Origin of the sequence: Acinetobacter sp. UBA3461, from assembly GCF_002381195.1 — a bacterium.
GTDB lineage: Bacteria > Pseudomonadota > Gammaproteobacteria > Pseudomonadales > Moraxellaceae > Acinetobacter > Acinetobacter schindleri.
Genome location: NZ_DFRO01000019.1, coordinates 1 through 25364, shown reverse-complemented (window position 1 = coordinate 25364; position 25364 = coordinate 1). Strand labels below are relative to the sequence as shown.

Sequence of the window (25364 nt, the reverse complement as noted above, 5' to 3'; positions counted from 1 at the left end):
TCAATCATGAGTATACGTCCATCCAAGATCGTTTGTGTCGGCCGCAGTTATGCAGATCATGCCAAAGAGCTGGGTAATGCCATTCCGGACCGACCGGTCCTGTTTATCAAGCCACCAAGTGCATTAGGTGATCTGGATGCAGGAATTGAATGGAATCGTGATCTGGGCAGCTGTCATTATGAATGTGAGTTGAGCCTGCGTATTGACCGTACCCTGAAAAATGAAACTGATCCTGCAAAAGCTTTAGAAGCAGTGGGTGCTGTGACTTTGGGTCTGGATCTGACTTTACGTGATTTGCAGGATGGCCTTAAGAAAAAAGGCCAGCCATGGGAACGTGCCAAGGCTTATGATGGCGCTTGCCTGCTCTCTGACTGGGTGTCAGTTGAAGACGTAGTAAATGACTGGAAAGATGTACACTATACGCTGCACGTAAATGATGAACTGCGTCAAAAAGGCGATACTGCTTTACTGATCTTTGATGTGGGAACATTGCTGGCAGATATCAGTCAGGTATTTACCTTAGAAGAAGGGGACGTGGTAATGACTGGTACGCCGGCGGGTGTAGCAGCATTGCAATCCGGTGAACAGTTGAAAATGACCTTAAAGGGTAAAAACCAGGAATATATCTGGACCACCTTTGTGAAATAAGCTGAATCTTATGTGGAAATAAGGGAGTCGAAAGGCTCCTTTATTTTTATTTAAAATTTTTAACTGGCTTGATGAATCTTCCTGAATTGATCGGGTGTATAGCCCATCCAGCGCTTAAACATCTGAATAAAGGCTGAGGCATTGGCATAGCCCAGATCAAAGGCAATATTTTCTACAGTTTTTTGCTGTTTCAGCATCGACATGGCTTTGATGACTTTCAGACGCTGCCGCCATTCATTGAGTGACATTCTCAGCTCCTTCTGGCAGTAGCGCGCCAAGGTGCGTTCAGTCAGGTTATGCATAGCTGCCAAATGCTGCAAGGTACTGTTATTCTCTGGATTTTGATGTAGGTAATCCAGAATTTTCCTGAGTTGAGGATGTTCAGTATGCGGCAAATAACTGCCAATCATCTGTGCCTGTTTAAGTTGATCAAGCAGCACGTGTAATAAACGTTGATGCTCTTCTGACCTTACATTAGTCGGATGTAATTTTAAATGCTGCAAGAGTGAAGTGACCAGAGGACTGGTTAATAAGATTCCCGGCTGATTTGGTAAACCTGTACATAAACTTTCATGAATATAAAAAGTTCCATGTGAAACATCGGTACGATTTAAACCACTATGTTGTAAGTTAGGTGGTAGCCATACACCGTAAGGCGGAGGGGTAATATAATCAATATGCCCAATTTTCACTTCCATGATGCCATTAAAAGCATAGATAAACTCTCCCCAAGCATGATCATGCAATGGATAGACTGACAGAGCCGGGTCTTCACGAAAATTAATCCACAGAGCTGCGTCAATATCATCATTGGTTCTAAGTTGCTTAATATCTTGAGCGACTGTTTTATTGCTTCTCACGTTAGATTGCCTGAATAATGCGATTATTTGTCTGTTTTAAAGTATATCTTTTATTTCTGACAGATTTATAGTGTGCATCTTTGATAGTGTGCGTAGAGTTGAAATTGTGGAGCAGCGTAAAGCGCTTGATGCGCAAGCTTCGTTAATCATGTTTGTCCTGTGTCTGTTATGGGGACTACAGCAGGTAGTGCTCAAGCTGGCAGCACCAGATATTTCAGCCTTGATGCAGATTGCATTACGTTCAGCCTTATCTGCATTAATGGTTTATCCTTTGATCCAAGCAGGTGTAAGGCGCCAGCTATGGAGCCGTAGCTATCTTCCGGCAGGTTTGCTGGTCGGGGTATTGTTCGCTTTAGAATTTTACCTGGTCGCTGAAGCACTGCGTTATACCTCTGCTTCACATACCATCGTATTATTATATACCGCACCAATTTTCGTGGCATTGGGATTGCACTGGAAACTTCCTTCAGAACATTTATCTCCATTACAGTGGGGTGGAATTCTCGTTGCGTTTAGCGGGATCGTGGTGAGTTTCTTATTTCGTACCCACACTGATCAGGCTATGCAAGCCAGTATGCTTTGGGGAGATTTATTGGCTTTAATGGCTGGTATATTTTGGGCTGCTACCACTGTGAGTGTTCGATTAACACGATTAGCTGAAGCTCCAGCAACACAAACTTTGTTCTATCAGCTCTTGATGGGCGGCATGTTGCTATTACCACTTGCGTGGATGACAGGACAAGCAACGGTGAACTGGACAACCTTATCTATTTCTAGTCTGATTTTTCATACAGTGGTCATTTCTTTTGCCAGTTATCTGATCTGGTTCTGGATGCTGAAAAAATATTTGGCTTCACGTCTGGGTGTATTTTCTTTTCTAACGCCGGTGTTTGGTATGATTTTTGGAATTCTGTTATTGGATGAAGAAGTTGAGATGAACTTTATTATTGGCACGATCATGGTCATGCTGGGTGTTGTGTTAGTAAGTTTGCAGGGATGGCTAAAGCCGAAAAATATAAAAGTAGCTCCTTAAAATATTGGTTATCAATAGTGTTTAAGAAAGCGTGAATAACGCAGTGAAAATTTTTACTGAAAAACTTACTTATATAATTCCCAAAAAAAATCCTCTCATAAGAGAGGATTTTTATTAAAGTGTTTAAGGCTTGGGTGGAGTTTGAGCTTCATTCTGCATTTCCTTTTGCTTAAACAGCTCTGAAAGTGGAATACCCAGATTTTCCGCTAAATAATGATCTGCTTCTCGTAATTTGGGTTGTAGTCGCTGCATCCAGAGGTCATTGATCTGAAGATTTTCGATTTGATGTGTGTGTGGCAGAGCATAAGGAAGTTTGAGGTAAAAATCCCAGAAATTGACCTGATCCAGATCACGTACCAAGACATATTCATTATCTTCAGTACGTTTAATCAGATTCTGTTTTTCAAACATGCTGATATAGCTTGGCAGACGGCCAATTTCATCTCGTCCTAAAACTTCGAGTGCCTGTGCTTCACTAATACTTTCTCCAGTTTTCTGCTTGCGGTAAAACAGCTCAAGTAAATCCAGTAACATTAGAATTGGATGGATTTTACAATCCTGACCTGATTCAAATGCCGTAATTGCATAACTGATTTCAACCCCGAGCAGGACAATATTCCAGGACAGATAAATCCAGAGCAGGAAAATAGGCACCGCTGCAAAAGCACCATAGACAATTTCATAACTGGTGAAATTGGACATGACAAAGCCAAACAGGTTCTTTAAGAGTTCAAAGACCACTGCACTAAATAAACCGCCCACGAATGCAGATTTGATCGGTACACTGCGGTTAGGAATGGTCCAGTTCAGGATAAAGAAGCCGATAATCGTCAAAGAAAATGAAATGAGCCACAGTATAAAAGCACCATTCAATTCGTAGCCGGCAAAGTTATTGCTCAGTACATTCATGGACGCTACAGTTGAAGAAATCACGAAAGCGCTACCGAGTAAAATTGGACCCAAAGAAATAATGGTCCAATAGCGCATAAAGCCGATAATCCCGCCACGTGTTTCCGTGACACGCCAGATCCGGTTAAATACTGTTTCAATACTGGTCAGCATCATCACGGTGGTAATAAACAGGAACAGGATCCCGATGATGGTCAGATTGCTGGATTTGTCAGTAAAAGCACTCAGGGCTTTATCAAAGGCAATGGTGGTCTTAGGCAGGAAATTGGTATAGATCATTTCCTGAAGTTGCTGACGTGCAGGTTCTAATGCCTTAATTGAAGAGATGATCACCAGAAAAACCGTCAGCATTGGTACTACAGCAAACAAAGTAGTATAGGTTAATGAGCCTGCCTGTTCACGGCAACGATCCGCCTCAAAGCGCCTAAGTACAAATAAAATAAATTGAAACCAGTGTTTTTCATAAAAAGGTAGTTTCTTTAAGTATTCAACGATCATGCGCTTGTTGTCTCAATTTCTTATACATCATGAATTTTCTGGTTCAGCTTACCCAAAAAAACAGAAAAATACCGTATAGTTTTCTTTTTTTAGTATCGAACATTCATCATATGCAACCTTATGTCCTTGTTTTATATTACAGCAAATATGGTTCAGTCAAAGAGATGGCACATCTGATTGCCAATGGGGTTGAATCCGCAGGTATGGCAGTGAAGGTCAGAACAGTGCCGAATCTTTCCACTGTGGTAAAAGAAGCAGAGGCGAGTATTCCAGCGGAAGGGGATATCTATTGTACGCTAGATGAATTGGCGAACTGTTCTGCTTTGGCAGTGGGTTCGCCAACACGTTTTGGCAATATGGCTGCTGAAATGAAATATTTCTGGGATCAGACCACCAGTCTTTGGCTGAATGGAGCTTTGCATGCTAAGCCAGCATGCGTGTTCACAGCCTCTGGTGCAATGCATGGTGGCCAGGAAAGTACATTACTGAGTATGCTTCCGCCGTTGTTCCACCACGGTATGATGATCATGGGACTAAGTAATGCTGTTCCAGCATTATCAAATACTAAAACGGGTGGTACACCCTACGGCGCCAGCCATGTCAGTGGTGCACGCCACGATCAGACACTAAGCCAGGATGAAAAGGTACTATGTGAAGCACAGGGTAAGCGCTTGGCAGAAATAGCTTTAAAGTTAAATCAGGCTTAATAATTCTCAATCAGGACAATAAGTTTCAGGTTTTATTGTCCTGATTACTCGATTCCTCAGAATCTTCTTTATTCACTTCCAGTGCCTGAGCAGCTGTTGCCTGAATATTAAAGCGGTATTTGCACTTCAGGCAACGATAATCCAGAAACAGGTTGCGATCCACGGTTACACCAGCTTTTTTACCCAAGAAGTTACCGACCACACCACCAGTAATCCCAACACTAATTGCGCCAACGAAAGTCCCGACTGTTCCGCCGACAATTACACCAAGTGGGCCTGCCACAGTCCCGATCGCAGCACCAATCGACGCACCTGAAGCTGCGCCACCTACAGTTCCCGCCGTTGCACCTGCAGAGGTCATGAGTAGACCGCCAATTTTTTTCAGATTTTGCTCATGATCACGTTGTTCAATATCTGTTGAGCCACATTTAGGACATTGCATAAGGTATTCCATCAATGATTGTTATGGGCTGATGTTCAGCCTATTTATGATTTGTCATTTTGCCTAATCAGGTGGATATATGACAGCTCTACAGTATGTCTGTCTTATATTTTGATGTCAGGGACATTTCCTGCCAATCTGATTGTAGAGGAGACTTTGATAAGGCTTTGTATTTGTGCTGTAAATTATTTTATATCGAAATCCATCTTGGAAATTCTTTCAATTTTTAGCTGTCTGATAATCTAAAGATACTAAAAATAATATCTTCAAAGTATCTTTTCTATTCCTTATAAAAAATAATTTACTTGTCATCTTTTTACACTAAATAACATGATCATCATAAATTGAAATTAAGGACTGTTTAGTAGAGGTATTGAGTATCTATATTGAGTATTTTGTTTTGAGATTTTTTAAAGAACAAAAAAATGTATTTAGATAATAGTTTTCATATAATCGGTTAATTATATTTCTTAATAAAGTGATTTATTAAGGATGATTAAAATATAAACTTTTATAAAATGAAAAATTATTAATAAATGATCGTGAAAATCATCATAAATATTTCCTCGATTAAAGTATTTTTTCTAATTTTATAAATACTTCTAAAATATTATTTAAACTAATTTTTAAAAATAAATTTATGGTTTGAAAATATTTATAAAATATTTTTTATAAATAAAAGGATTGATCAAAATAATCAATATTAAATGAAAACAATAGCTTGAATTTAATTAAAAATCAAAAAGTATGTGAATAATAATTAAATGTAATTTTTAAATTTTTATATGATCTAATTTTTGTCAGATAAATTAAATCTTAATTAAGCAGAAAACGAATAAACATACTAAATCAGAGGATACTAAGGGTATGAAAATATTGGTCATCAATGCGGGTTTATTGTGTTTGTTTTTTTTGAGCAACGCTTATGCTACATCAGATGAGTGGACTCAGCGCTGGAAAGCATCACCTGCACGTTCTAATGAGCATCTGGCACAGGCAAATCTGATTGAACTCAGAGAGTCTGATTATTATGAAAGTTTTGGAAAAGCAAGAACTACCGTATATAACACCTCTTCAAATTCTATCGGCACTGTGAATACTCCAACCAATAATATTACGGTGGAGGGCTCAGATAATGGTGTAAATATTTCCAGTGAATTATTCAATGAAGCTCCAGTGAGTTCTAATTCCAATCGGAATTCACCACGCTGCCCAAATGTGAGTAACCAGCCGGGAGAAACACTATGCTGAATTTCCCGTATGGAAAGCCTTTATCTTCCGCCGGCATCATTTTGATTTTTACTCAATCCTTGACAGGATGTACCGGCCTGGCATCTTCAAATTCAAAGCCGGTAGAGCTGGTACAAGGTCCGCCAATTACTGATATTTTTACTCCATTTGATATGGCCTTATCTTGCTTAAAGGGGCAATTACGCAATGACATCAGCTTTTCTGTAGGTGCAATTTTAGACCAGACAGGTAAAGACGTCGTAACCAATGGTGGTAGTGGAAAAATGGTGACCCAAGGCGCAGGAGATATGGTGCAATCTGCCTTATTTCAGTCTGGGGTCAGTGTAATGAACCGGCGTGATCCTCGTATTATTGAAAGTGAGGCCAAGTGGGGGATTCGTGACCCAAGACAAATCCAGGCCTCTGATTATTATGTGACGGGCAGTATTAATAGCCTGGATTTTATTCCAGGTGGCGGGTTGGACATGCAGATTGCAGGTGTTGGGCCGAATTATAGTCAAACCCGAATTATGGTAGGTTTGGATCTATCTCTGACTGATACACGCAGCAGTAAAGTTGTCGCGAATGTCTCATTACAGAAACAGATTGCTGCACAGGATTATGGTATCAGCGCTGGAAGATTTACCGGCCGTACCTTATTAAATATTCAGATCGGAAAAGGTGAGCGTGAAGCGACGAATTTTGCTTTACGTCAGATGTTGAATCTGGCCACTTTTGAATTACTGAGTCAGGTCGTTCCACCGCCAGTGTTCGAGAAGTGTCGTGCAGAAATTCCACCAGAATTTGGACGTTTAAACTTAACTCGAAGTTCGGTGGCTTTGCATAAATATAAAAAAAATCAGCAACAAAATAATCTAGATTCAAGTACCCCGGTTCAGGAATTAACCTCGGACGATATTCAGCAATCTCAAGAGAAAAACAAATCTACCAATACACCGAGTAAAGATACCAAAGAACCAAAAAACAAAGAATCCGAGGTAATCCAAAATCCTGATCCAGAACCTGAAATAAGTAAACAGGATCTCATTAAATATATCAGTAAAAAACATTCTCCAGTCTCTTCAGACAAAATGCTAGAGGAAAAAGAGAAGCAGGAAAAAAGCAGCAAAGAAAAAGATGAGGAGAAAACATCCATGCTGTGGGATGCCAATCCTGAAGTTGTTGAAAACTATTGGTCAAGCACATTGCGTGATTAATAGTTTCACAAGTGGGCTCGCTCCCATTAGTAAAAGAAGTACTTAGCGAGGAGTGCTTCAAAACTAGAAAAGGAAAAACAAAGATGAAAAACACGATCAAAACAATCGCTTTATCCGTCACCTTCCTGTCTGGTGCAGGTATGGCATATGCTCAAGACACAAATGTAGAGGTAGATACCGGTTTACAGGCATCTCTGGATGCAATTTCCCAGCAGGTCGAAAATGGATCTGCCCTGAATCTGGCTGTTAATAGTGCTGATATTAATGCAAGTGTTAATACAGAGGCTTATGCCAATTTAGGATCAGATCTTGGAACAGATACTCAAGATGTGGTCAATTCAGTTGAAAATACAATTGAAACTACAGCAATGGGTGCAGCTAATACAGGTAGTATTGAAATCGCGCAAGGTAGCTTGAGTACAGTGACTTCAAATACACTTAATGAAACCCTAGATTGGGCATATACTGATGTAACTAGTGAAATCAATAACGAAACGATTGGAGAAGATATTTCGGAGAGTACAACGAGTGCGGATATTTCAGATACATTGAGCACAACACTGGATAGGACTTTTGATGAGGAAGTTAATAAAACTTTAAGCAATTATAGTGTAGCGAATATTGCTTATAATGCTGGAGCAGTTGATGCCTCTGTAAGTGCGATTGCAGAAGGTGTAGATAATAGTGTGGCCAACACCATTACTACTACTGCAATTGGTGCAGTAAATACTGGAAGTATTACTGTGACAGTAGGAGAATAATATAACTTTGCCTGATTTTCTTACAGGTCTAACTATTGGCAGATAGTTAGGCCTCTTATTTTATATAAAAATTTTTAAAAAATATTGTCTACTTATCGGAAAGTAAAGCAATTTCTATTAATGATTATTTTTTAATTGAAATTTTTTAGGAAAAAACGAAGCAATAGAAGAATATAGTTGTCTTAAAAATATTTTAATTCAGGAAAACGGATATAAAAAAAGAGCACCTCAGTACTCTTCTTTAATTTAATTCGAGAAATTTTATTCTTGAACAAATTCAACCGTACCATTTGCTAATGATTTCACACGCGCTAATGATTCTACGCGATAACCTTTTTCAAGCAGAATGTCACGGCCCGGCTGGAATGATTTTTCAATCACGATACCAATACCCACGACAGATGCTTCTGCTTGGTGAATCAGGTCTGCCAAGCCAAGAGCTGCTTGACCATTTGCAAGGAAGTCATCAATCACCAGTACTTTATCAGCAGCGTTGATGTGCTTTTTAGAAATTGCAATGGTACTTTCAGTTTGCTTGGTGAAAGAAAATACCTTAGAACGATATAGATCATCTTTCAGAGTTAATGATTGATATTTGCGTGCAAAGATCACTGGAACACCCAGCTCAAGGCCAGCCATTACAGCAGGTGCGATCCCTGATGCTTCAATAGTGATGATTTTAGTGATACCAGCATCTTTAAATAGACGCGCAAATTCCTGACCAATTTGCTGCATCATAACAGGATCGATTTGATGATTTAAGAAAGAATCAACTTTCAAAACTTCTTCAGATAGAACGATACCTTCAGCTAAGATTTTCTGTTCTAGTGCGTGCACGGGAGAATCCTCAAGACCAGATGCTTTTTCAAGCAAAAGCGTATTTTAAAAAGCACCCGGAAAAAATCAAGCATAAATCGTTAAAAATGCTTAGTTCGTTGGACCTTTATAGCCAGTGAGTAACAAACCATAGGAAGTTTTCTTATCGACATGCGCTACCTTGACTGGTAAATAATCAAGTTTTGGAGCTAACCAGAAGATGGTTTCGCGTCCTGGCTTGTCATGTTTCATTACGACCTTCATGGTGCTAAAGGTGCCGTAATTGGTTTTGATATTTTCTGTACCTTGTTTAACAAATTTACGTGCTTCCAGTTCTTTAGCATCTGCAATGTAATAATTACTTTTTAAACCAGAAGCTTTTAGGTCTTCACGGATCTGTAACTCGGCGTTTAATTCATCCAGGGCACCATCTCTCCAGGCAAATGAACGTGCCTTGTCATCTTTTTTAGTATGAATAGTTTTAGAAGACGGATTGAATTTGATACTCATGGTATTGTTATTAACCAATACCTTACTACTACGGCTAAAATTGCTAGAATTAATCTTGCCATTATTAAAAGTAAAATGACTGGTTTCTGTCGCAGAAGCAATCGCGGCAGCCTTGGCTGCAAATACATAAGTCCAGTTATTGCCTGACTTGGTTAAGGTTCGTGTTGCCGATCCCATGTTCTTGCCATTATAGCTAAACTGATAAGTTGCCTGGAATGGGCTCATGGCAAACGCTTGACTGGACATGCCTGTGAATACCAGTGCTGTAGTCAGTCCTGCAGTCATACCAATAGTTTTAATTAAGTGTTGTGCCATAAGTGAATTTTCCTGTATGAAAGGGCAGTCAGTCACTTCTGCCAAGCTTTTATTATCAGACTAAAATGTGGAGGGAGAATGAACTGATAAAATTCGCAGAAGTGTATCATTCATGTCATTTTTTTCATTGTTGTTTCATAACTTAAACACTTTACGAATCTTGTTTCTGCTTGATTGGGGTGACCTGATTTTCACTGAATTCATCTGTATCATCCCAGCTTTCTTCTTTTTCTTGAGACAGCTTTCTGAACAAGGCTGCTAGATTCACATTTCCAATAACGACCAGTTCAGCCTCACGTAATACAGCATGATTGACATGTACTTTAGACAAAGTATCAATCACTGATCGGCTTTTACCGAGCCAGCGGTTAAGATCTAAATGTAGTAGGTCATCAACAACTTTAATTACACCCAGCTTTTCCAAAATCATACCGAGAGGATCTTTATTCAAAATGCGCTGATAGAAAAATAGGGCACAACGTACGCCAACTTTATAGAATACATTTGGGTATTTAGCATCAATTACTTGGGTATCGCTAATCTGTTCAAAAACAATCAGCTGACGGTCTTTATTCAACTCCATCTGTACCAGTTTCAGGTCAACAGACAGAGTAATGACCATGCCATTGTAATCAAGTGTTGCATATAAGCGTAACCAGTCATCATGCAGATCCGCATGCAGATCTTTTAAGGCTTTGACGTTATCAGTCACAAAACGCTGAAAAGTTGCATTCAAAAATACCTGAGAGAGGGGAAACTCGCGTTCATCTTCAATAAACCCTTCCGCCTTCTGATACACCTGGCGAATGCGTCTGGAAATATTGGAAATGATGGTTTGCATATGGAAGCATCCTGGCAACTATATTTTTGATAGCATGTATCTTGTCGAAAAGTATAAAAAATACAAGAGCGTGTGCTTGCAGTTTAGCAAAATAAATTGCACCATTTTTAGTGTTTTGTTTATACAACGTAGAAGATTTGATATAGCTCTCACTATCTACTCAAAGTGAAAGATATATCAATATTTGTATATTGAAAAATTTTCTTTGCAAGATATTAAGGATAAAGGCTCCTGGCTGAGCCTGAAAATGTGACTAGAATGACCCTGATGCCCTTGGTTAAATCATGGTGGAAAGATCCAATTTTTAGCAGTGCTGTAGGGATTGCTGCATTATTACATATCATGATTTTAATGCTGCAGTTTGGAATGCCATCGGAACAGGATACTTCGACCAAGGAAATTGCAGTCAGCCTGCGCGTCAGTAATGACAAAATCGAGCATGCCGATTTTCTTGCCCAGACAGATCAGCAAGGTTCCGGTCAGTTCCGTGAAGCGCATCGTATGTCCAGTGATGCTCCATTGCCGATGCCGGATCAGACAGCTGGAAAAGAGGCAATGCTTCAAAACAGCCAAGATATGCTGCAACAAAAACAAGAGTTGAGCTTTGAAGAAAAAGTTCTGATGACAACCCTAAGCTGGCAGAAACAGGCAGAAGAAAATCAGCGCAAGAAATGTCAGGAAGAACTCAACAGCCAGTTTCAAGCCAAAGCTGCTATGGTCGCGAGTCTGGAAGCTCAATATACGCAGCGCCAGAAAAACTTTAGCCGTCAGCAGAAAATTAAAACTGTTGACGGTATCCAAGCCAAGCAGGATGTATCTGCAGCTTATCTGGAAAAATTCCGTCAAAAAGTCGAATTTTATGGGAATCGTTTTTATCCTGAATCTGCCCGTATACAGCGCTTGGCGGGTGACGTCCGCTTAATGGTGATTCTGAATCAAAATGGGGGTATTCGAGCGATTCGATTGTTGGAATCTTCTGGTCATACTGTATTGGATGAAGCTGCTCGAACCTCATTACGTAAGGCTGCGCCGTTTGGTGCTTTCGATGCCAAAATGAAAGATATTTCAGAATTACGAATTATCCGAACCTGGCGTTTTGATCCGGCAGAAGCCGAGTTTGAAGTGCGTTAATCTGGCGCTGTTTCATAATGGCGTAATACCTTACAGACATCCACGCTGAAATAGCGATACCAGTTATCTTTACCGAATTGTTGCGCGGCCTGGTGTTCAGCGTCCTGATGCCAGGCATGAATATCCTGCAGGCTGCTCCAGTAGGAAAGTGCAATCTCAGTGATTCCTTCAGTTAAACTTTCAAAATGCTGACAGTGAAACTGGGTCAAGGCCTTTTCCCGCATCTGTTGGGCAGTGGCAAAGTAATCTGTGTCTAACTGCTTAATTTTAGCTTTAAAAATAACTACATATTGCATAGTAACTTCTAATTTTAACTAATTTCTGAAATTATTCTTCCACACGATGATAATAACCGTGTTCTCCGGAACTGTTCCAAATCACATTTAAAAATTTGCCTTCAATTTTTAGATGCTTTGGAAAAATCCTCAGATGCTTTTTATATTTACGCTCAGGTTTTAAACCGATGCAGTTGCCATTTTTCCACCATCTACCTTCAGCATATTGATCTAGGGCTCCATAAGTCAGATACCATTTAAATTTACCTTCAGGCAATAACAGCATTTCAGAGCCTGTTTCCATGACGCCATTTAAATAATAATGACCTGTCCAGACTTCATCTGCTTTTTGAAATTGGGTTTCTTTACATAGCGTCTTTGAACTTGCATAAGAAGATAGAAGGGAAGTACCCATGAGTAGCAATACGAGAAGAATCTTTTTCATTTTTATCCTGAACTTTAGCTAATCATCTTTATTGTTATGAGGTGTATTTTATCAGCTTTGGTTGAATTAAATAGCATTGATTTGATTGCTATTTACAGGCATAAAAAAGCGAGCCGAAGCTCACTTTTTATAGTCGGAAAATTTTAGTCTCTTTCCAGATATGGATTTGCAAAACCGAATTTTGCCAGAATCTCGATCTCAATGCCTTCCATCTCTTCTGCATCTTCATCTGAAGTCTCATGATCATAGCCCATCAGGTGCAAGGTGCCATGAACCAGCATATGGGTAAAGTGAGTCAAAGGTGCTTTGCCTTGTTCAACGGCTTCACGCAATACCACTGGGATACAGATGACCAAGTCTCCAATCGGAAAAGCATCCAAAACTTCTGCCATTTCATCCGGAAGATCACTTGGAAAAGACAACACATTGGTGGGTTTGTCCTTTCCGCGATATTCCAGATTCAGTTTGTGGCTTTCATCATTGTCGACACAGGCAATACCAATTTCACAATCACTTTGTGTACCGATATGACGTAAAGCAGTTTCTACAACTTTCTTGATATAGGCACGCTTAATCACGAGTTCAGGTGCCTGAAAATCCTGTTGTAGACTAAGACTAAGTTTCAAAACAAATCCTTAAAAGTAAATATTAATGCTGGGCGTCAGCTGCCGCATCATTTTCAGCGACCAAAGCTTCCTGACGTGCTTTGCGTTCGGCACGTGCTTCGGCACTTAAACGTTGTTGTTCACTATCCCAGCCTTCATAGGCTTCAACGATTTTCTGAACCAGCTGATGACGTACCACATCACGGGAATGGAAGCGGGTGATATGAATCTCTTTCACATTTTCCAATACACGAAGTGAATGAGCCAAACCAGATTGCTGACCACGTGGCAAGTCGACCTGGGTCACGTCACCGGTAATCACTGCACGAGAGCCAAAGCCCAGACGGGTCAAAAACATTTTCATCTGTTCAGGTGTCGTGTTCTGTGCTTCGTCCAGAATCACAAAGGAGTGATTCAAGGTACGACCACGCATATAAGCCAGTGGTGCCACTTCAATGATCTGACGTTCAATCAATTTGGCTACTTTTTCGAAACCCAGCATTTCATACAGGGCATCGTAAAGCGGACGTAAGTATGGATCGATTTTTTGTGACAGATCACCCGGCAGGAAGCCAAGTTTTTCACCGGCTTCTACCGCAGGACGTACCAGGAGGATACGCTGAATCTCATTACGTTCCAGCATGTCCACTGCAGCTGCTACCGCCAGATAAGTTTTACCTGTACCGGCAGGACCAATACCGAAAGAAATGTCACTTTGCAGAATGCGTTGTACATAACGTTTCTGATTGGCACCACGTGGATTGATACGGCCTTTACGAGTCTGTAGCCAGACATTGTCCAGACCAGTATGTTCCTGATCATGCAGGTTGTCCTGCAATTCACGGTCGGTTTGGCTGCCTTGGATCATCAAGTGCAGGGTATCTGCACTGATCTGACCGCTCTGTTCAGATTCTTCATGAAGTCGCTGTAGGAGCAACTCCGCTCTCTCAACGGCATCGATCTCACCATCAATAAAAAAGCTATCGCCTCGATGGGAAACTTTGACGTCTAAACGTTGTTCAATTTGCTTCAAATGACCGTTATAAGCACCGAGCATGCTCTGTAAACGGTCCATTGAAATTCCAGGAAAAGCTACTGTACGTCGAATCGCTGCTGTCAAAGAGAGTTCCTTATAGAGATAGGTTCTTATATCCCTACATTACGCCACGTCAGGCTCAAGATTCAATAGCTCACCGTAAACTAAATTGAGTGTTTTTATTTCAGTGATTTCAATCTCGGCAAAACGTCCAACCCATGCAGGATCACCGATAAATGTCACATAACGTGTGTTATCTGCGGTGCCTACCAGGACATTTGGATCCTTGTCTGAAACTTTTTCTATGAGAACACGTTGAATGGTGCCAAGCATCGCATCCGTTTTCTCAATACTGGATTGCTTGATCCATTTTTGAACTTTTGCCAGACGTTCTTTTTTCACCTGTTCAGGTGTAGTGTCTTCAAGTTCCGCAGCAGGCGTACCCGGACGTTTTGAATACACAAAGCTGTACGAATGATCAAAGTCCATATCTTTAATAAACTGATATGTTTCTTCGAAGTTGTCGTCGGTTTCACCCGGGAAACCAATAATGAAATCTGAAGATAGGTGCATATCCGGACGGACTTTACGGAGTTTGGCAATTTTCTCGATATAGACATCAATCGTATGGTTACGCTTCATCGCTTGAAGGACGTCATTGGAACCACTTTGCACTGGTAAATGCAGATGTGACACCATTTGTGGCAGGTCACGATAGCATTGAATCAGATCATCATTAAATTCGAGTGGATGCGACGTGGTATAACGTAAGCGGCCAATACCTGGAATTTCTGCAACTAAACGTAACAGATCGGCAAAAGTACAGATCTTGCCATCAAAGGTTTCACCACGATAGCCATTTACGTTCTGACCCAATAGTGAAATCTCACGCACACCTTTTTCTGCCAGACCTGCAATTTCTGCCAGGACATCATCCAGCGGACGTGATACTTCTTCACCGCGGGTATACGGCACCACACAGAAAGAACAGTATTTTGAACAGCCTTCCATGATTGATACAAAGGCTTTATAACCTTCAACACGTGGTTCAGGCAGGAAGTCGAATTTTTCAATATCCGGGAAGGAAATATCGACCAGTTTAATTTTATCTTTCTTTGGCTTTTCCACTTGCTCAAAATGCTGATCCAGCATTTGCGGCAAACGGTGCAGGGTTTGTGGACCAAAAATCATGTCAACATAATTGGCACGTTTCTGAATGTTGTCACCTTCTTGTGAAGCAACACAGCCACCCACACCAATAATCAGATCCGGATTTTTTTCTTTTAGTTTGCGCCAGCGACCCAATTCAGAGAATACTTTTTCTTGTGCTTTTTCACGAATTGAGCAAGTATTCATCAGAAGAATATCTGCTTCTTTAGGGTCAGTGGTTAGCACATAGCCATGTGAGTCGCCCAAAAGGTCGGCCATACGATGACTGTCATACTCATTCATCTGACACCCTTGCGTTTCAATGTACAGTTTTTTGACTGTAGCATCGTGGGCTGGGGTGTGCGCTGGCTGGGTAACAGTGTTTTCTGAGGCAGCTGGGGCACTCTTCGGAATGAAGGTTTGAACCGTCATGAAGGCTCCTAGGGATAATACGTTTAAATTGTGAACGGACGACCTTATTAATCTGCGAATCAGGTCAATTAGAATTCAATTCACAGAATGAATTTTTTGGAAGTCGCATATTTTAGCAGGAAAGTCGCTTAAACTTATAGCCTTTATTGGTGGCCTGAAAATATTGATTTATGGACAGAAAATGTTTGAAAATTAATATTGCTGAATCATAAGGTTACATAAGAGAACAGTAGAGTCGGTCTAGAATTTATAAACTAGCACCGATGTTGAACAAAATTGTCTGGCACGAACTACATGATAGAAGTTAAGTTAATGTTGAAACAGATTATAAGTACACATAAATATTCAAGATTATTCACTGTAGGGATGGCCTGTCTGAGTTCAATGGGCGTTCAAGCTGCCGAAGAACAATTTAATGACGCACTCACTGCGGCAAATGCTGGAAATATTGAATTATTACAACAGTATCGTGCAGCCATGCAAAATGATGCCTTGGGTTACTACCCGGAATACTGGATTCTGAATCAAAATCTTGGCATGCAGCCGGCTAGTCAGATTATTAATTTTGCCCAGCGTTATCCGCAATCTGCCATGGCAGAAAAGCTGGCAGCAGACTATGTTGAAGAAAAAGTAAAGCAGGCCGATTTTTCAGCAGCACAGCCGGTCCTGCAATATGTGACCAATCCAGATCAGGCAGAAAGCTGCGCGATTGCTCAGGTACGTGCTAAAAGTGGTGATCCTCTAGTCTATGCCGAATATAAAGATGTCTGGCTGACCACCAATTCTCAACCGGAATCCTGTACCGGTCTAGGTCGAATGATGCTGTCCAGTCCCTTATTAACCATTGAAGACCGTCAGCAACGACTCTGGACACAATTGCGTGCCGGTCAGTCTGGACAGGCGATTGCGACCGCCCAGAGTATCGGCCTCAACCTTTCTTTGGCGCAGCTTAATAGCATTCAGGCCAATCCGACAGCCTATTTATGGACGGCACCCAAAGCGACCACTGCTGATCATGCTTATCTGGTTTATGCCATGGGGCGACTGGCGGATAGTGATCTGAATACAGCATTTTCGAGTGTGCGACGTACTGCTGAAGGCACCCCTGAACAGATCCAAAAAGCTTTGTACCGTGTAGTCGGCTATATCGGTGGCACCACGGTGATGAAAAACAACTTTAATCGTGAAGTCCTGAATTATCTGGATCTGAGTTATGGCCTGCCATTTAGTCCGGAAGAAGCAGAAATTTATGCACGTCAGGCGATTCGCTTTAGCGCTTGGGAAAGTCTGATTCGGGCGATTGATGCGATGAGTGTGACCCAGAAACAGGAAGACCGCTGGCAATACTGGCTGGCTCGTGCAAGTGAACAGCGCTCAGACCGAGCATCAAAAAAAGCAGCTGAAGATATTTATCGAAAACTGGCCACTGGTGATGATTATCATAACCTGCTGGCACGTGACCGCTTAGGACAGTTAACCTTAGGTACGCCGAAATCCGCACAGCCTTCTGCTCAGGCCATGCAACGCCTGAATCAGGATATTCATTTCCGTCGTGCTTTTGCCTTGCGTAATATCAATGCTTCAGCAGCGTATGTAAACCGTGAATGGAACTGGGCCGTGCGTCAGGCTTACTTGAAACATGATGATGATCTGCTGCTTGCCGCAGCGAAACGTGCGCATGATATGGGCTGGCATGACCGTGCTATTTATGCTGCAGATCGTACAGTGAATAAGCACAACTATGATTACCGTTTCCCAATGCCATATCGAAATTATGTGGTCAGCCATAGCCAGAATGCCAGTGTTGATCCGGCATGGGCTTATGGTTTGATGCGTCAGGAAAGCCGATTTAATACCGTGGCGCGTTCGCATGTCGGGGCAGGTGGCTTGATGCAGATCATGCCAGATACGGCCAAGCTGGTCGCGCGTCAGATGGGCGAAACCTATAATCCGGCAGCATTAAGCGACATGAATACCAATGTTCGTTATGGCACCTTCTATTTGTCTACGATTCAACGCCAGCTCAGTAACAGTCCTGTTTTAGCAACGGCAGGCTATAATGCCGGGCCGAATCGTGCACGCCGTTGGCAGCCAGACGTCCAGAATCTAGCAGCAGATCAGTACACGGAAACCATTCCTTTATTAGAAACACGGGATTATGTGAAACATGTCATGACCAATGCGACACATTATGGCATCCTGTTGGGCCAGGGAGCACAATCAATCGGGAAACGTATGCAGGCAATTCCGCTACGTAGTACACAATAAAAATTAATGATTTAGGGATAGTGAATTATTCATGAAGTTAATGAATAGTCGTCGAGTATCAGTATGGCTTTCTGCTTGTATAGTCGCAGGAGGAAGTTTTCCTGCGCTTGCGGCACCGACGGGCTATATCATGGATGTGCAGATGGTTCCCGCACTTTGCAGTCTGTATCCTGAATTGGCCAAAAAGCGAAAATGTCTGGAAGGTTATTCCTTGAATATCTCCGGCTTATTTCCTGAAACCAGTCAACAGGATTGCAGCACGCAGACTTCATCCGCACTTCCACCTTTACAAGCCAAGGTGGTGGCTCGTGTCATGCCGGACGAGGCTTCACGGGCACGCTTATGGCAGAGTATTGGGGGGTGTATTCCCATGAGTGCCAGCCAGTATTTTCGGACCATTATTAATTATGCGGATCGTCTGAAAGTACCACAGGAACTGACAGACCAAGAAAACATGGTCATGTCGATTAATACATTGCGTACAAAATTCCTTAAGATTAATCCGCAATTACCCGCCAGCGGCATCCGATTTAACTGCCAGACCAACCGTAGTGTCAGCCTGCTGACTGCCGTTAAGGTTTGCTATCGCAGCAATGGCCAATATAAGCAATGTCCGAGTAGTGTAGTAAATACCTGCCCTCAGAACATTACAATTAAAGGTACATACTGAGCTTTTCAGCCAAATTAATTTATATTTCCTATCAGACTTTTGTTGGAATTCATTCGCTTTTACATGCATCTCCGAAAGGATTGGAGTACAATCTTTGCCGTTTATGATTATTAAGATTAGATAGAACAGCTATTTAATCCGCATTGACTATCCTCTCAATTGGAGATAATTACATGAAGCAACCTGTTCGCGTTGCCGTTACTGGCGCTGCTGGTCAAATTGGTTACAGCCTATTATTCCGTATCGCTAGCGGTGAAATGTTGGGTAAAGACCAACCAGTTATTCTTCAATTATTAGAAATTCCTGTTGAGAAAGCTCAACAAGCGCTTAAAGGCGTGATGATGGAACTTGACGACTGTGCTTTCCCATTATTGGCAGGCATGATCGGTACTGATGATCCTAAAGTTGCATTCAAAGATGCTGACTATGCATTGTTAGTAGGTTCTCGTCCACGTGGTCCTGGTATGGAACGTGCTGACCTTCTTAAAGTAAACGGCGAAATCTTTATCGGTCAAGGTCAAGCACTGAACGAAGTTGCTAGCCGTGACGTTAAAGTGCTTGTTGTGGGTAACCCTGCGAATACAAATGCTTATATCGCAATGAAATCTGCGCCAGATCTTCCAGCGAAAAACTTCACAGCAATGTTACGTCTTGACCACAACCGTGCGTTAACTCAACTTGCGCAAAAAGCGGGTGTTGCAGTTTCTGACATCGAAAACATGACGGTTTGGGGTAACCACTCTCCAACGATGTATGCTGACTACCGTTTTGCAAACGTAAACGGCGAAAGCTTGAAAGACAAAATCAACGATGCTGCATGGAACAAAGACGTATTCCTTCCAACAGTTGGTAAACGTGGTGCTGCGATCATTGAAGCACGTGGTCTGTCTTCTGCTGCTTCTGCTGCAAACGCTGCAATCGATCATATGCGCGATTGGGCTCTTGGCACTAACGGCAAATGGGTAACGATGGGTATTCCTTCTGACGGTTCTTATGGTATCCCTGAAGGCGTAATGTTCGGTTTCCCTGTAACGACTGAAAACGGTGAATACAAAATCGTTCAAGGTCTTGAAATCGATGAATTCAGCCGTGAACGTATCAATGTTACATTGAACGAACTTGAAGAAGAGCGCGCAGCAGTTGCTGACATGCTTAACTAATTTAGTCTTTTAAGATTAAATATAAAAAGCACTCCACATGGAGTGCTTTTTATATTTCAGAATATCCTAAGAACAAAAAATAACATCCTGTCAAAGAGCGACAACTGAACTTTCTATATAAGTCGTTTAATTTGTAAGCAGAATCATCAATAAAAGAGGAGGTACTGAGATGTTAGAGCAGCGACCTACCATGGAAGTTTTTTTTGAGCAACTCGGCTTGGATTCAAGCCCTGAAGCAATCGATGAATTTATCAGAACCCATCAGATCGGGATGGATGTGCCATTACATAAGGCACCTTTTTGGACCAAGAACCAACATGACTTTCTAATTGGGCATTGGAAGCAAGATGATGATTGGGCCATTTTTGTCGATGTACTGAATGAACAATTGCATATAGAAGCAGAGGGTTCAGGTACATGTGATCTGCCGACCTCCTCACATCCCTGAAAGTTAAAAAAACTAGCAGCAAATTATTTTTTATTTCTATTACGGAGCAATCAAATGGTATTGGAACAGCAACCTACTTTAGAATTATTATTTGAACAACTTGGCCTTCCAGCAGATGAAAGGTCGATTGATGAATTTACCCGTACCCATCAGCTTCCATCTGAAGTTATTCTGCCAGATGCAGAATTTTGGAGTGAAGGGCAGAGTGCATTTCTTCGTGAACATTGGCATCAAGATGACGAATGGATTGTAATTATTGATAAGCTCAATCAATTGCTGCATGTAGAGAGTGATAAGCAAAGCGCTTAATCCACTTTTATACAAAAAGATACAAACAAACCTAGTCGCAGGACTAGGTTTTTTTTGTCTTATCTTATAAGTTGGTTCTATAAAGAATTACAAATTAACTGATATAAGGAGGGCGAGATGCTCGGAACAATGCAACCATCCTTACCCCTATTATTTTCGCAACTCGGTTTGCCGAATAGTCCTGCTGCCATTGAGCTATATGTACGTACTCATCAGTTACCTAAGGAAATCTCATTGCATGATGCGCATTTCTGGAATAAAGCACAGCGTTCATTGTTAATTAGTCATTTGGTACAAGATGATGACTGGGCAATTTGGGTTGATGAACTGAATCAACAGTTACACTTAGATGCCGATCGCCGTCGACTGGCTTAAGAAGATAAAACTAGTTATAAAAAATGCCTCATTTATGAGGCATTTTTTATGAGAATAATTTCGCAGTTTTAATGCATCCGGCTGTGTAGAATTTGAATAAACCAGTCCTGTTGACGGTATTCTGCAAATGCTGAATGTTGATCTACCAGTTCCAGATCAAAATTGTTCAATTTACTGTATTTATTTAACCAGTGACGGGTCATAGCCGGTTCTTTTTTGCTTGCTGAGGCATATGCTAGGAAGAAATAGATATCCGCATGCTCATAACGGCTCATCGGTTTTAAAATCTGCTGGGTAATCAGTGCATAGCGATTTTCTTTTGTGAGTTCAAAATAGATCATGTAGGCTTTAGCCAAATGCAATGACAGATTGATATACAGATCGAGTGGCATTTCTTCAAACTCGATTCGGCCTTGTTCCAGCAGAACAATCGCTTCTTGCAGGAAATGCACCTGTTCCTGACGTAACTGACTGATCGCTACCAGTTGCAGGCGAAGGTCAGCCCGTTCAAGCGCCAGCTCAGGGGTATTGCCATTTAAAAATAGCTGATCTGTTTCACCAATGCGTGCAATGATCTCTTTGGTGGTTGGTCGCATGAACGCAGTCCTCGTGTCTTAATGATTGCTATATGAGGATGATTGTCTGCTTTTAAAGGCTAGATTAAAGAGGTATCTGAGCGTAACCACGCGGTAATGGATAAACGTTGATGTTTGGCTACTAATACTTCGTGCAATAAATTACTTTGGAAGAATGCTAAACGGTTGGGCTTAGGTGAAATCGCATGCCACTGTCCATTTTTATCTTGTAAATGTAGTTCACCCCCCCAATCATCTTGCCATTCTTCATGCAAATAATATACCGAGGAAATCATGCGGCCATTCTTACCTTGCGGGTTATCGCGGTGCAGAGCATAGAATTCACCTGCGTTATAGCAGGCAAAATGCGCTTCGACATCTTTAATACCCAAATAAAATGCGCGGTTTAAAACTTGAGAAAATCGTTGCAGGGTTTCGGTATGTTGGTGAGAGATTTGAAATTCAGGTTGTAACCAAAGGATATGATCACTGCGGATGTTGCTTACTACGCCATTTTGAATCGCGGCATCACGAAATTCGTTTAAGTGACTTAGGCATTCTTGACTGACCGCATGTTGATATTCAATTGAATAAGCACCGTCAACAACACTAAAGCCATGTTGATCTAAATCATCTAAGATTTGATCAACATTCCAATCCCCTGGGATGACAACTGCTTCCATTTTTCAATTCTCGAGCGTGTGGTAAAAAAGGTTTGCTATTTTAGAGCAATAATCGTTTCTGAACGAATCAGTTTTTCATGTTAAAATAGCTATTGATCTTAGGAATAATTGAAACATGAATTATCGTCACCACTTCCATGCAGGCAACTTTGCCGATGTCATGAAGCACGTGTTATTGCTTCAGATTTTGTCTCGCCTTAATAATAAAGACAAGCCATATCGTTATATTGATACGCATGGCGGCGCAGGTAAATATGACTTGTCGACTTCAGAAGCGCAGAAGTCTGGTGAGTTCTTAAACGGTATTCATCGCCTGATTAAACTGGATGATTCGATTAAGCGCAATGCCCCTGAAGGCATACAGCAATATTTAAAAATTGTTGAAAAAATGCGTGAAAGTTTTGGTAAAGGCGCGTATCCGGGTTCCCCGTGGTTTGCCCTTGAAGGCATGCGTGAAATCGACAAAGCCACCATTTTTGAAATGCAGCGTGATGTTTTCCAGCAGCTTGATCAGAATATTTTTGACAAGCGTGCTGGTCTGCATGAGCGTGATGCTTATGAAGGTTTGCTCGCTGTCATTCCACCCAAAGAAAAACGCGGTCTGGTAATGATCGACCCGCCGTATGAGCTGGAACGTAAAGATTTCCCTCAGTTAGTCGAGTTGATTGCAGCAGCTTATAAAAAATGGCCGACAGGCGTATTTGCTGTTTGGTATCCAATTAAAGACCGTGCCATGATTGAGCGTTTCGAGAAAAAAATGTTCAAGACTGGTATTCGCCGTCAGCTGATCTGTGAAATATGTGTATGGCCAGACGATACTCCTGTTGGTTTAAATGGTTGTGGTCTGTTGGTGATTAATCCGCCTTGGAAGTTCTCTGAAGATGCTGATGAAGCACTTCAATGGTTATTCCCGCATTTACGTATGCAGGAAACTGGTGGTCACGCCGCAGTTCGCTGGTTAGTAGGCGAATAATTTTTTTAAGATCAGGTCATAGCTAGGATCGACAAGAATGACAAATATAAGCAAACCGGAACGTGACTCTTCCACCGAAGCGCCTTTTGATGGCATCACCTTTGAGGTGGAAGAAGAGGAGCATACTCAGGAAGGGCAAAAAATTAAGCGTCGAGGAATCTATCTATGGCCGAACCTGATTACAACCGCAGCGTTATTGGCAGGTTTTTACTCGATTATTGCCAGTATGAATGGCAATTTTCAGCAAGCCATTTATGCGATCTTTATTGCAGCATTACTCGATGGCTTGGATGGACGTGTTGCACGTGCCATTGGTGCGCAAAGTCCGTTCGGTGAACAGTTTGATTCGCTATCGGATATGCTGGCCTTTGGTGTGGCACCGGCTATCTTGATGTACAGCTGGGGCTTAAGTGAGTTGGGCCGGATCGGTCTGGCGGCATGTTTTGTTTATACCGCTTGTGCGGCTTTCCGTCTGGCACGTTTCAATGTGCAGATCGGTGTGGTTGATAAGCGCTACTTTATTGGTGTTGCGAGCCCACTTGCTGCCGTAATGATTATTTCGCTGGTCTGGGTTGGTTTAGATTTCCCGGAAATTTTCGATATTAAAGATTCAGTGGTTCAGATCATCAATGCCGTTGCGATTGTGATTACCGGTTTGCTGATGATCTCTAATATCAAATACTATTCTTTTAAAACGGTAGAGCGTAAGCGGGTTCCATTTTTTGTCTTGCCAATTGCCGTATTTATCTTTGCAGCGATGACTTACAACATTCCGGTCGGGATTCTGGTTATCTCTGTAATTTATGCTTTGTCTGGTTTTGTTACGACTTTTATGGCGAAACGACAAGTGAGCTAGTATGCAGGAGAGTCTGATATGGCGTTTCTTCAGGATTTATTGGATCGTTCGAAACAGCTGAATCAGACTCCTGCTGCCCAGGCCGATCTGGCCTGTCACGGTCCAAATAAAAAATATAAATATATTCACCATCGTTTTGTTATTCCCAATCTGCCTGCGCCACTGCATTATTTCAATTTTTTTAGCATGATCGGTCAGCCGAATGTGCCGATGCTATGTAATCCCGATGCCATTCATACGGATGCCTTAGATACAGCAACGGTAATCTGTAGTACCAGTCCGCACATGGTCGGTCAGTTGAATCATTATTCCATCCAAAATGAGTGTCGCTTTGAAAGCTGTAACTTTAATTTTCATACACGTGAGCAATTGAGCAGTATATTTCCGGAATTTCATTTCACCCGCCAGGATGACGAGCTGAGTGTTGATCTGAAAATTAGAGCTATCGAGTTGATTACCCACTTTACCCAGCTTCGATTTTCTCTGGCTGATTATTGGTCGATTCCATGCTGGTGTGAAGGTCTCATTCAATATAAAGATCAACAATACCAAATCGAAAGTCTGGGTAGCTTTGAATATGCCCGTAGTTTCAAGTTTCCCTATTTGCCATTTGCTTTCTTGACTTATCAGATGATTAACCTGAGTCAAAACCGACAGATTATTTTGGTTCAGGTACGAGATAGCTTTAACAAGATTATCCAGTCCCGTATTTACTATAAAGATCTGGAAAGCCAGCAGACCCAAATGCTGGATGAAAAGGTAATTTTTAAAGTGCATCGGGTCTATCCAAGTGTGACCACACCAAATGGCCAGAAAATGTATTTACCACGTGAATTCGAATGGCACTGTGAAAGTAAAGATGGAATTCAGATTTCAATTCAAGGACAAAGTCGAGGTGATTTTAAATTTGGTCTTGGGGCAGGCTATGTGGGTAGTTTTAGCTATCAGGTAAAGATTAATGATCAGGAAGAAAATGGGGAAGGGGGCTATATTGAATACATTGATTGCCGAGCTTTGCGCTTCCAGGAACTCAGCAAAGAAGAAAAAATATTAAGTAACGTGCCCGATTCTGTACCATTTTTAGTCAAAAGATAGAGAAAAACTGGTTTTTTGTAGAATAAATAAACAGACGGTAATTTTTGTTGAAAAAGGGGGTTGCACGTGGTGTGAAATACTGTAGAATGCAC

Annotated in this window: 29 protein-coding genes; 16 read left to right on the top strand and 13 right to left on the bottom strand. The window is 41.5% G+C overall.

Annotated elements, in window-relative coordinates; genetic code table 11:
* The first annotated feature begins 6 nt into the window (after positions 1-6).
* Positions 7-648 carry a fumarylacetoacetate hydrolase family protein gene (locus tag B3D47_RS03720; RefSeq protein ID WP_286859981.1) on the top strand — a complete coding sequence of 214 codons (642 nt, stop codon included), beginning with the start codon at positions 7-9 and terminating at the stop codon, positions 646-648.
* 59 nt (positions 649-707) lie between these two features.
* Here B3D47_RS03720 and B3D47_RS03715 read toward each other — a convergent pair whose 3' ends face one another.
* Positions 708-1508: an AraC family transcriptional regulator gene (locus B3D47_RS03715; protein ID WP_163164855.1), complete on the bottom strand. Its 801-nt coding sequence runs from the start codon at positions 1506-1508 to the stop codon at positions 708-710.
* Between the two features lie 106 nt (positions 1509-1614).
* Here B3D47_RS03715 and B3D47_RS03710 point away from each other — a divergent pair, with 106 nt between their 5' ends.
* Positions 1615-2541, top strand: coding sequence for a DMT family transporter (locus B3D47_RS03710; protein WP_286859990.1), 927 nt, complete (start codon positions 1615-1617; stop codon positions 2539-2541).
* A gap of 123 nt (positions 2542-2664) precedes the next feature.
* Here the strand turns inward: B3D47_RS03710 and B3D47_RS03705 are convergent, their stop codons facing one another.
* The gene (locus B3D47_RS03705) at positions 2665-3948 is read right to left on the bottom strand and encodes a YihY family inner membrane protein (protein WP_163164857.1); all 1284 of its coding nucleotides are present in this window, start codon (positions 3946-3948) and stop codon (positions 2665-2667) included.
* 110 nt (positions 3949-4058) lie between these two features.
* Here B3D47_RS03705 and wrbA point away from each other — a divergent pair, with 110 nt between their 5' ends.
* Positions 4059-4655, top strand: a complete 597-nt coding sequence (gene wrbA, locus B3D47_RS03700) for an NAD(P)H:quinone oxidoreductase (RefSeq protein ID WP_286859980.1) — start codon at positions 4059-4061, stop codon at positions 4653-4655.
* Positions 4656-4680: 25 nt separating this feature from the next.
* Here the strand turns inward: wrbA and B3D47_RS03695 are convergent, their stop codons facing one another.
* Positions 4681-5109, bottom strand: coding sequence for a hypothetical protein (locus tag B3D47_RS03695; RefSeq protein WP_286859978.1), 429 nt, complete (start codon positions 5107-5109; stop codon positions 4681-4683).
* Positions 5110-5964: 855 nt separating this feature from the next.
* On the opposite strand from B3D47_RS03695, the gene B3D47_RS03690 reads away from it, so the two are divergent.
* The 3 genes from B3D47_RS03690 (at position 5965) to B3D47_RS03680 (ending at position 8305) form a co-directional block, all read left to right on the top strand.
* A complete protein-coding gene (locus tag B3D47_RS03690; RefSeq protein WP_004809738.1) occupies positions 5965-6348 on the top strand; it encodes a hypothetical protein in 384 nt (127 codons plus the stop codon).
* Positions 6342-7544 carry a CsgG/HfaB family protein gene (locus B3D47_RS03685; protein ID WP_286859976.1) on the top strand — a complete coding sequence of 401 codons (1203 nt, stop codon included), beginning with the start codon at positions 6342-6344 and terminating at the stop codon, positions 7542-7544. Before B3D47_RS03690 ends, B3D47_RS03685 begins: the two co-directional genes overlap by 7 nt.
* An 83-nt stretch (positions 7545-7627) precedes the next feature.
* Positions 7628-8305, top strand: coding sequence for a hypothetical protein (locus B3D47_RS03680; RefSeq protein ID WP_286859975.1), 678 nt, complete (start codon positions 7628-7630; stop codon positions 8303-8305).
* A gap of 261 nt (positions 8306-8566) precedes the next feature.
* Here the strand turns inward: B3D47_RS03680 and B3D47_RS03675 are convergent, their stop codons facing one another.
* From B3D47_RS03675 to B3D47_RS03665, 3 genes are all read right to left on the bottom strand, one after another.
* On the bottom strand, positions 8567-9142 hold the full coding sequence (locus B3D47_RS03675) for a xanthine phosphoribosyltransferase (protein WP_005223320.1): 576 nt from the start codon (positions 9140-9142) through the stop codon (positions 8567-8569).
* A 90-nt stretch (positions 9143-9232) separates the two neighbouring features.
* The gene (locus B3D47_RS03670; protein WP_004809730.1) at positions 9233-9946 is read right to left on the bottom strand and encodes a DUF3108 domain-containing protein; all 714 of its coding nucleotides are present in this window, start codon (positions 9944-9946) and stop codon (positions 9233-9235) included.
* A 151-nt stretch (positions 9947-10097) separates the two neighbouring features.
* Entirely contained in the window at positions 10098-10787 is a 690-nt protein-coding gene (locus B3D47_RS03665) for a hypothetical protein (protein ID WP_286859974.1), read from the bottom strand.
* A 267-nt stretch (positions 10788-11054) separates the two neighbouring features.
* Here B3D47_RS03665 and B3D47_RS03660 point away from each other — a divergent pair, with 267 nt between their 5' ends.
* The gene (locus tag B3D47_RS03660; protein ID WP_286859988.1) at positions 11055-11918 is read left to right on the top strand and encodes an energy transducer TonB; all 864 of its coding nucleotides are present in this window, start codon (positions 11055-11057) and stop codon (positions 11916-11918) included.
* Here B3D47_RS03660 and B3D47_RS03655 read toward each other — a convergent pair.
* The 5 genes from B3D47_RS03655 to miaB all read right to left on the bottom strand — a co-directional run bounded on the left by B3D47_RS03655 (position 11915) and on the right by miaB (position 15860).
* A complete protein-coding gene (locus B3D47_RS03655; protein WP_004896079.1) occupies positions 11915-12214 on the bottom strand; it encodes an antibiotic biosynthesis monooxygenase family protein in 300 nt (99 codons plus the stop codon). The genes B3D47_RS03660 and B3D47_RS03655 overlap by 4 nt on opposite strands.
* Positions 12215-12245: 31 nt before the next feature.
* Positions 12246-12638 carry a hypothetical protein gene (locus tag B3D47_RS03650; RefSeq protein WP_163164869.1) on the bottom strand — a complete coding sequence of 131 codons (393 nt, stop codon included), beginning with the start codon at positions 12636-12638 and terminating at the stop codon, positions 12246-12248.
* Between the two features lie 143 nt (positions 12639-12781).
* Positions 12782-13264 (bottom strand): rRNA maturation RNase YbeY, encoded by a 483-nt coding sequence (ybeY, locus tag B3D47_RS03645; protein ID WP_004809720.1) that lies wholly within the window; start codon positions 13262-13264, stop codon positions 12782-12784.
* Between the two features lie 22 nt (positions 13265-13286).
* Entirely contained in the window at positions 13287-14363 is a 1077-nt protein-coding gene (locus tag B3D47_RS03640; protein ID WP_048881843.1) for a PhoH family protein, read from the bottom strand.
* Positions 14364-14402: 39 nt separating this feature from the next.
* A complete protein-coding gene (gene miaB / locus B3D47_RS03635) occupies positions 14403-15860 on the bottom strand; it encodes a tRNA (N6-isopentenyl adenosine(37)-C2)-methylthiotransferase MiaB (protein WP_004809718.1) in 1458 nt (485 codons plus the stop codon).
* Positions 15861-16226: 366 nt separating this feature from the next.
* On the opposite strand from miaB, the gene B3D47_RS03630 reads away from it, so the two are divergent.
* The 6 genes from B3D47_RS03630 to B3D47_RS03605 all read left to right on the top strand — a co-directional run bounded on the left by B3D47_RS03630 (position 16227) and on the right by B3D47_RS03605 (position 21090).
* A complete protein-coding gene (locus tag B3D47_RS03630; RefSeq protein WP_286859986.1) occupies positions 16227-18128 on the top strand; it encodes a lytic transglycosylase domain-containing protein in 1902 nt (633 codons plus the stop codon).
* 31 nt (positions 18129-18159) lie between these two features.
* The gene (locus B3D47_RS03625; RefSeq protein ID WP_163164875.1) at positions 18160-18798 is read left to right on the top strand and encodes a ribonuclease T2 family protein; all 639 of its coding nucleotides are present in this window, start codon (positions 18160-18162) and stop codon (positions 18796-18798) included.
* Positions 18799-18971: 173 nt separating this feature from the next.
* Complete coding sequence (locus B3D47_RS03620; protein ID WP_004809714.1) at positions 18972-19958, top strand: malate dehydrogenase; 987 nt, start codon at positions 18972-18974, stop codon at positions 19956-19958.
* A gap of 169 nt (positions 19959-20127) precedes the next feature.
* Positions 20128-20406 (top strand): DUF2789 family protein, encoded by a 279-nt coding sequence (locus B3D47_RS03615; RefSeq protein ID WP_004809710.1) that lies wholly within the window; start codon positions 20128-20130, stop codon positions 20404-20406.
* Between the two features lie 54 nt (positions 20407-20460).
* Entirely contained in the window at positions 20461-20715 is a 255-nt protein-coding gene (locus tag B3D47_RS03610; protein WP_004809708.1) for a DUF2789 family protein, read from the top strand.
* A gap of 117 nt (positions 20716-20832) precedes the next feature.
* Positions 20833-21090 (top strand): DUF2789 family protein, encoded by a 258-nt coding sequence (locus B3D47_RS03605; protein ID WP_004809704.1) that lies wholly within the window; start codon positions 20833-20835, stop codon positions 21088-21090.
* A gap of 68 nt (positions 21091-21158) precedes the next feature.
* Here the strand turns inward: B3D47_RS03605 and B3D47_RS03600 are convergent, their stop codons facing one another.
* Together B3D47_RS03600 and B3D47_RS03595 are read right to left on the bottom strand one after the other, a co-directional pair.
* Positions 21159-21686: a hypothetical protein gene (locus tag B3D47_RS03600; RefSeq protein WP_163170865.1), complete on the bottom strand. Its 528-nt coding sequence runs from the start codon at positions 21684-21686 to the stop codon at positions 21159-21161.
* Positions 21687-21745: 59 nt separating this feature from the next.
* Entirely contained in the window at positions 21746-22348 is a 603-nt protein-coding gene (locus tag B3D47_RS03595; RefSeq protein ID WP_286859969.1) for a 2OG-Fe(II) oxygenase, read from the bottom strand.
* Positions 22349-22463: 115 nt separating this feature from the next.
* Here B3D47_RS03595 and B3D47_RS03590 point away from each other — a divergent pair, with 115 nt between their 5' ends.
* The 3 genes from B3D47_RS03590 to B3D47_RS03580 are packed head-to-tail and all read left to right on the top strand — an operon-like array spanning position 22464 to position 25272.
* Positions 22464-23321, top strand: a complete 858-nt coding sequence (locus tag B3D47_RS03590; RefSeq protein ID WP_004809698.1) for a 23S rRNA (adenine(2030)-N(6))-methyltransferase RlmJ — start codon at positions 22464-22466, stop codon at positions 23319-23321.
* Between the two features lie 37 nt (positions 23322-23358).
* Positions 23359-24177, top strand: a complete 819-nt coding sequence (pssA, locus tag B3D47_RS03585) for a CDP-diacylglycerol--serine O-phosphatidyltransferase (protein ID WP_004809697.1) — start codon at positions 23359-23361, stop codon at positions 24175-24177.
* Between the two features lie 18 nt (positions 24178-24195).
* Positions 24196-25272, top strand: coding sequence for a DUF6670 family protein (locus B3D47_RS03580; protein WP_286859967.1), 1077 nt, complete (start codon positions 24196-24198; stop codon positions 25270-25272).
* Positions 25273-25364: the final 92 nt, after the last annotated feature.

Excerpts from the sequence above, each read along its gene's own strand:
- B3D47_RS03720 (WP_286859981.1), top strand. The coding sequence starts at position 7 with ATGAGTATACGTCCATCCAAGATCGTTTGTGTCGGCCGCAGTTATGCA.
- B3D47_RS03705 (WP_163164857.1), bottom strand. The coding sequence starts at position 3,948 with ATGATCGTTGAATACTTAAAGAAACTACCTTTTTATGAAAAACACTGG.
- wrbA (WP_286859980.1), top strand. The coding sequence starts at position 4,059 with ATGCAACCTTATGTCCTTGTTTTATATTACAGCAAATATGGTTCAGTC.
- B3D47_RS03695 (WP_286859978.1), bottom strand. The coding sequence starts at position 5,109 with ATGGAATACCTTATGCAATGTCCTAAATGTGGCTCAACAGATATTGAA.
- B3D47_RS03690 (WP_004809738.1), top strand. The coding sequence starts at position 5,965 with ATGAAAATATTGGTCATCAATGCGGGTTTATTGTGTTTGTTTTTTTTG.
- B3D47_RS03685 (WP_286859976.1), top strand. The coding sequence starts at position 6,342 with ATGCTGAATTTCCCGTATGGAAAGCCTTTATCTTCCGCCGGCATCATT.
- B3D47_RS03680 (WP_286859975.1), top strand. The coding sequence starts at position 7,628 with ATGAAAAACACGATCAAAACAATCGCTTTATCCGTCACCTTCCTGTCT.
- B3D47_RS03670 (WP_004809730.1), bottom strand. The coding sequence starts at position 9,946 with ATGGCACAACACTTAATTAAAACTATTGGTATGACTGCAGGACTGACT.
- B3D47_RS03665 (WP_286859974.1), bottom strand. The coding sequence starts at position 10,787 with ATGCAAACCATCATTTCCAATATTTCCAGACGCATTCGCCAGGTGTAT.
- B3D47_RS03660 (WP_286859988.1), top strand. The coding sequence starts at position 11,055 with ATGCCCTTGGTTAAATCATGGTGGAAAGATCCAATTTTTAGCAGTGCT.
- B3D47_RS03655 (WP_004896079.1), bottom strand. The coding sequence starts at position 12,214 with ATGCAATATGTAGTTATTTTTAAAGCTAAAATTAAGCAGTTAGACACA.
- B3D47_RS03650 (WP_163164869.1), bottom strand. The coding sequence starts at position 12,638 with ATGAAAAAGATTCTTCTCGTATTGCTACTCATGGGTACTTCCCTTCTA.
- miaB (WP_004809718.1), bottom strand. The coding sequence starts at position 15,860 with ATGACGGTTCAAACCTTCATTCCGAAGAGTGCCCCAGCTGCCTCAGAA.
- B3D47_RS03630 (WP_286859986.1), top strand. The coding sequence starts at position 16,227 with ATGGCCTGTCTGAGTTCAATGGGCGTTCAAGCTGCCGAAGAACAATTT.
- B3D47_RS03625 (WP_163164875.1), top strand. The coding sequence starts at position 18,160 with ATGAAGTTAATGAATAGTCGTCGAGTATCAGTATGGCTTTCTGCTTGT.
- B3D47_RS03620 (WP_004809714.1), top strand. The coding sequence starts at position 18,972 with ATGAAGCAACCTGTTCGCGTTGCCGTTACTGGCGCTGCTGGTCAAATT.
- B3D47_RS03615 (WP_004809710.1), top strand. The coding sequence starts at position 20,128 with ATGTTAGAGCAGCGACCTACCATGGAAGTTTTTTTTGAGCAACTCGGC.
- B3D47_RS03610 (WP_004809708.1), top strand. The coding sequence starts at position 20,461 with ATGGTATTGGAACAGCAACCTACTTTAGAATTATTATTTGAACAACTT.
- B3D47_RS03605 (WP_004809704.1), top strand. The coding sequence starts at position 20,833 with ATGCTCGGAACAATGCAACCATCCTTACCCCTATTATTTTCGCAACTC.
- B3D47_RS03600 (WP_163170865.1), bottom strand. The coding sequence starts at position 21,686 with ATGCGACCAACCACCAAAGAGATCATTGCACGCATTGGTGAAACAGAT.
- B3D47_RS03595 (WP_286859969.1), bottom strand. The coding sequence starts at position 22,348 with ATGGAAGCAGTTGTCATCCCAGGGGATTGGAATGTTGATCAAATCTTA.
- B3D47_RS03590 (WP_004809698.1), top strand. The coding sequence starts at position 22,464 with ATGAATTATCGTCACCACTTCCATGCAGGCAACTTTGCCGATGTCATG.
- pssA (WP_004809697.1), top strand. The coding sequence starts at position 23,359 with ATGACAAATATAAGCAAACCGGAACGTGACTCTTCCACCGAAGCGCCT.
- B3D47_RS03580 (WP_286859967.1), top strand. The coding sequence starts at position 24,196 with ATGGCGTTTCTTCAGGATTTATTGGATCGTTCGAAACAGCTGAATCAG.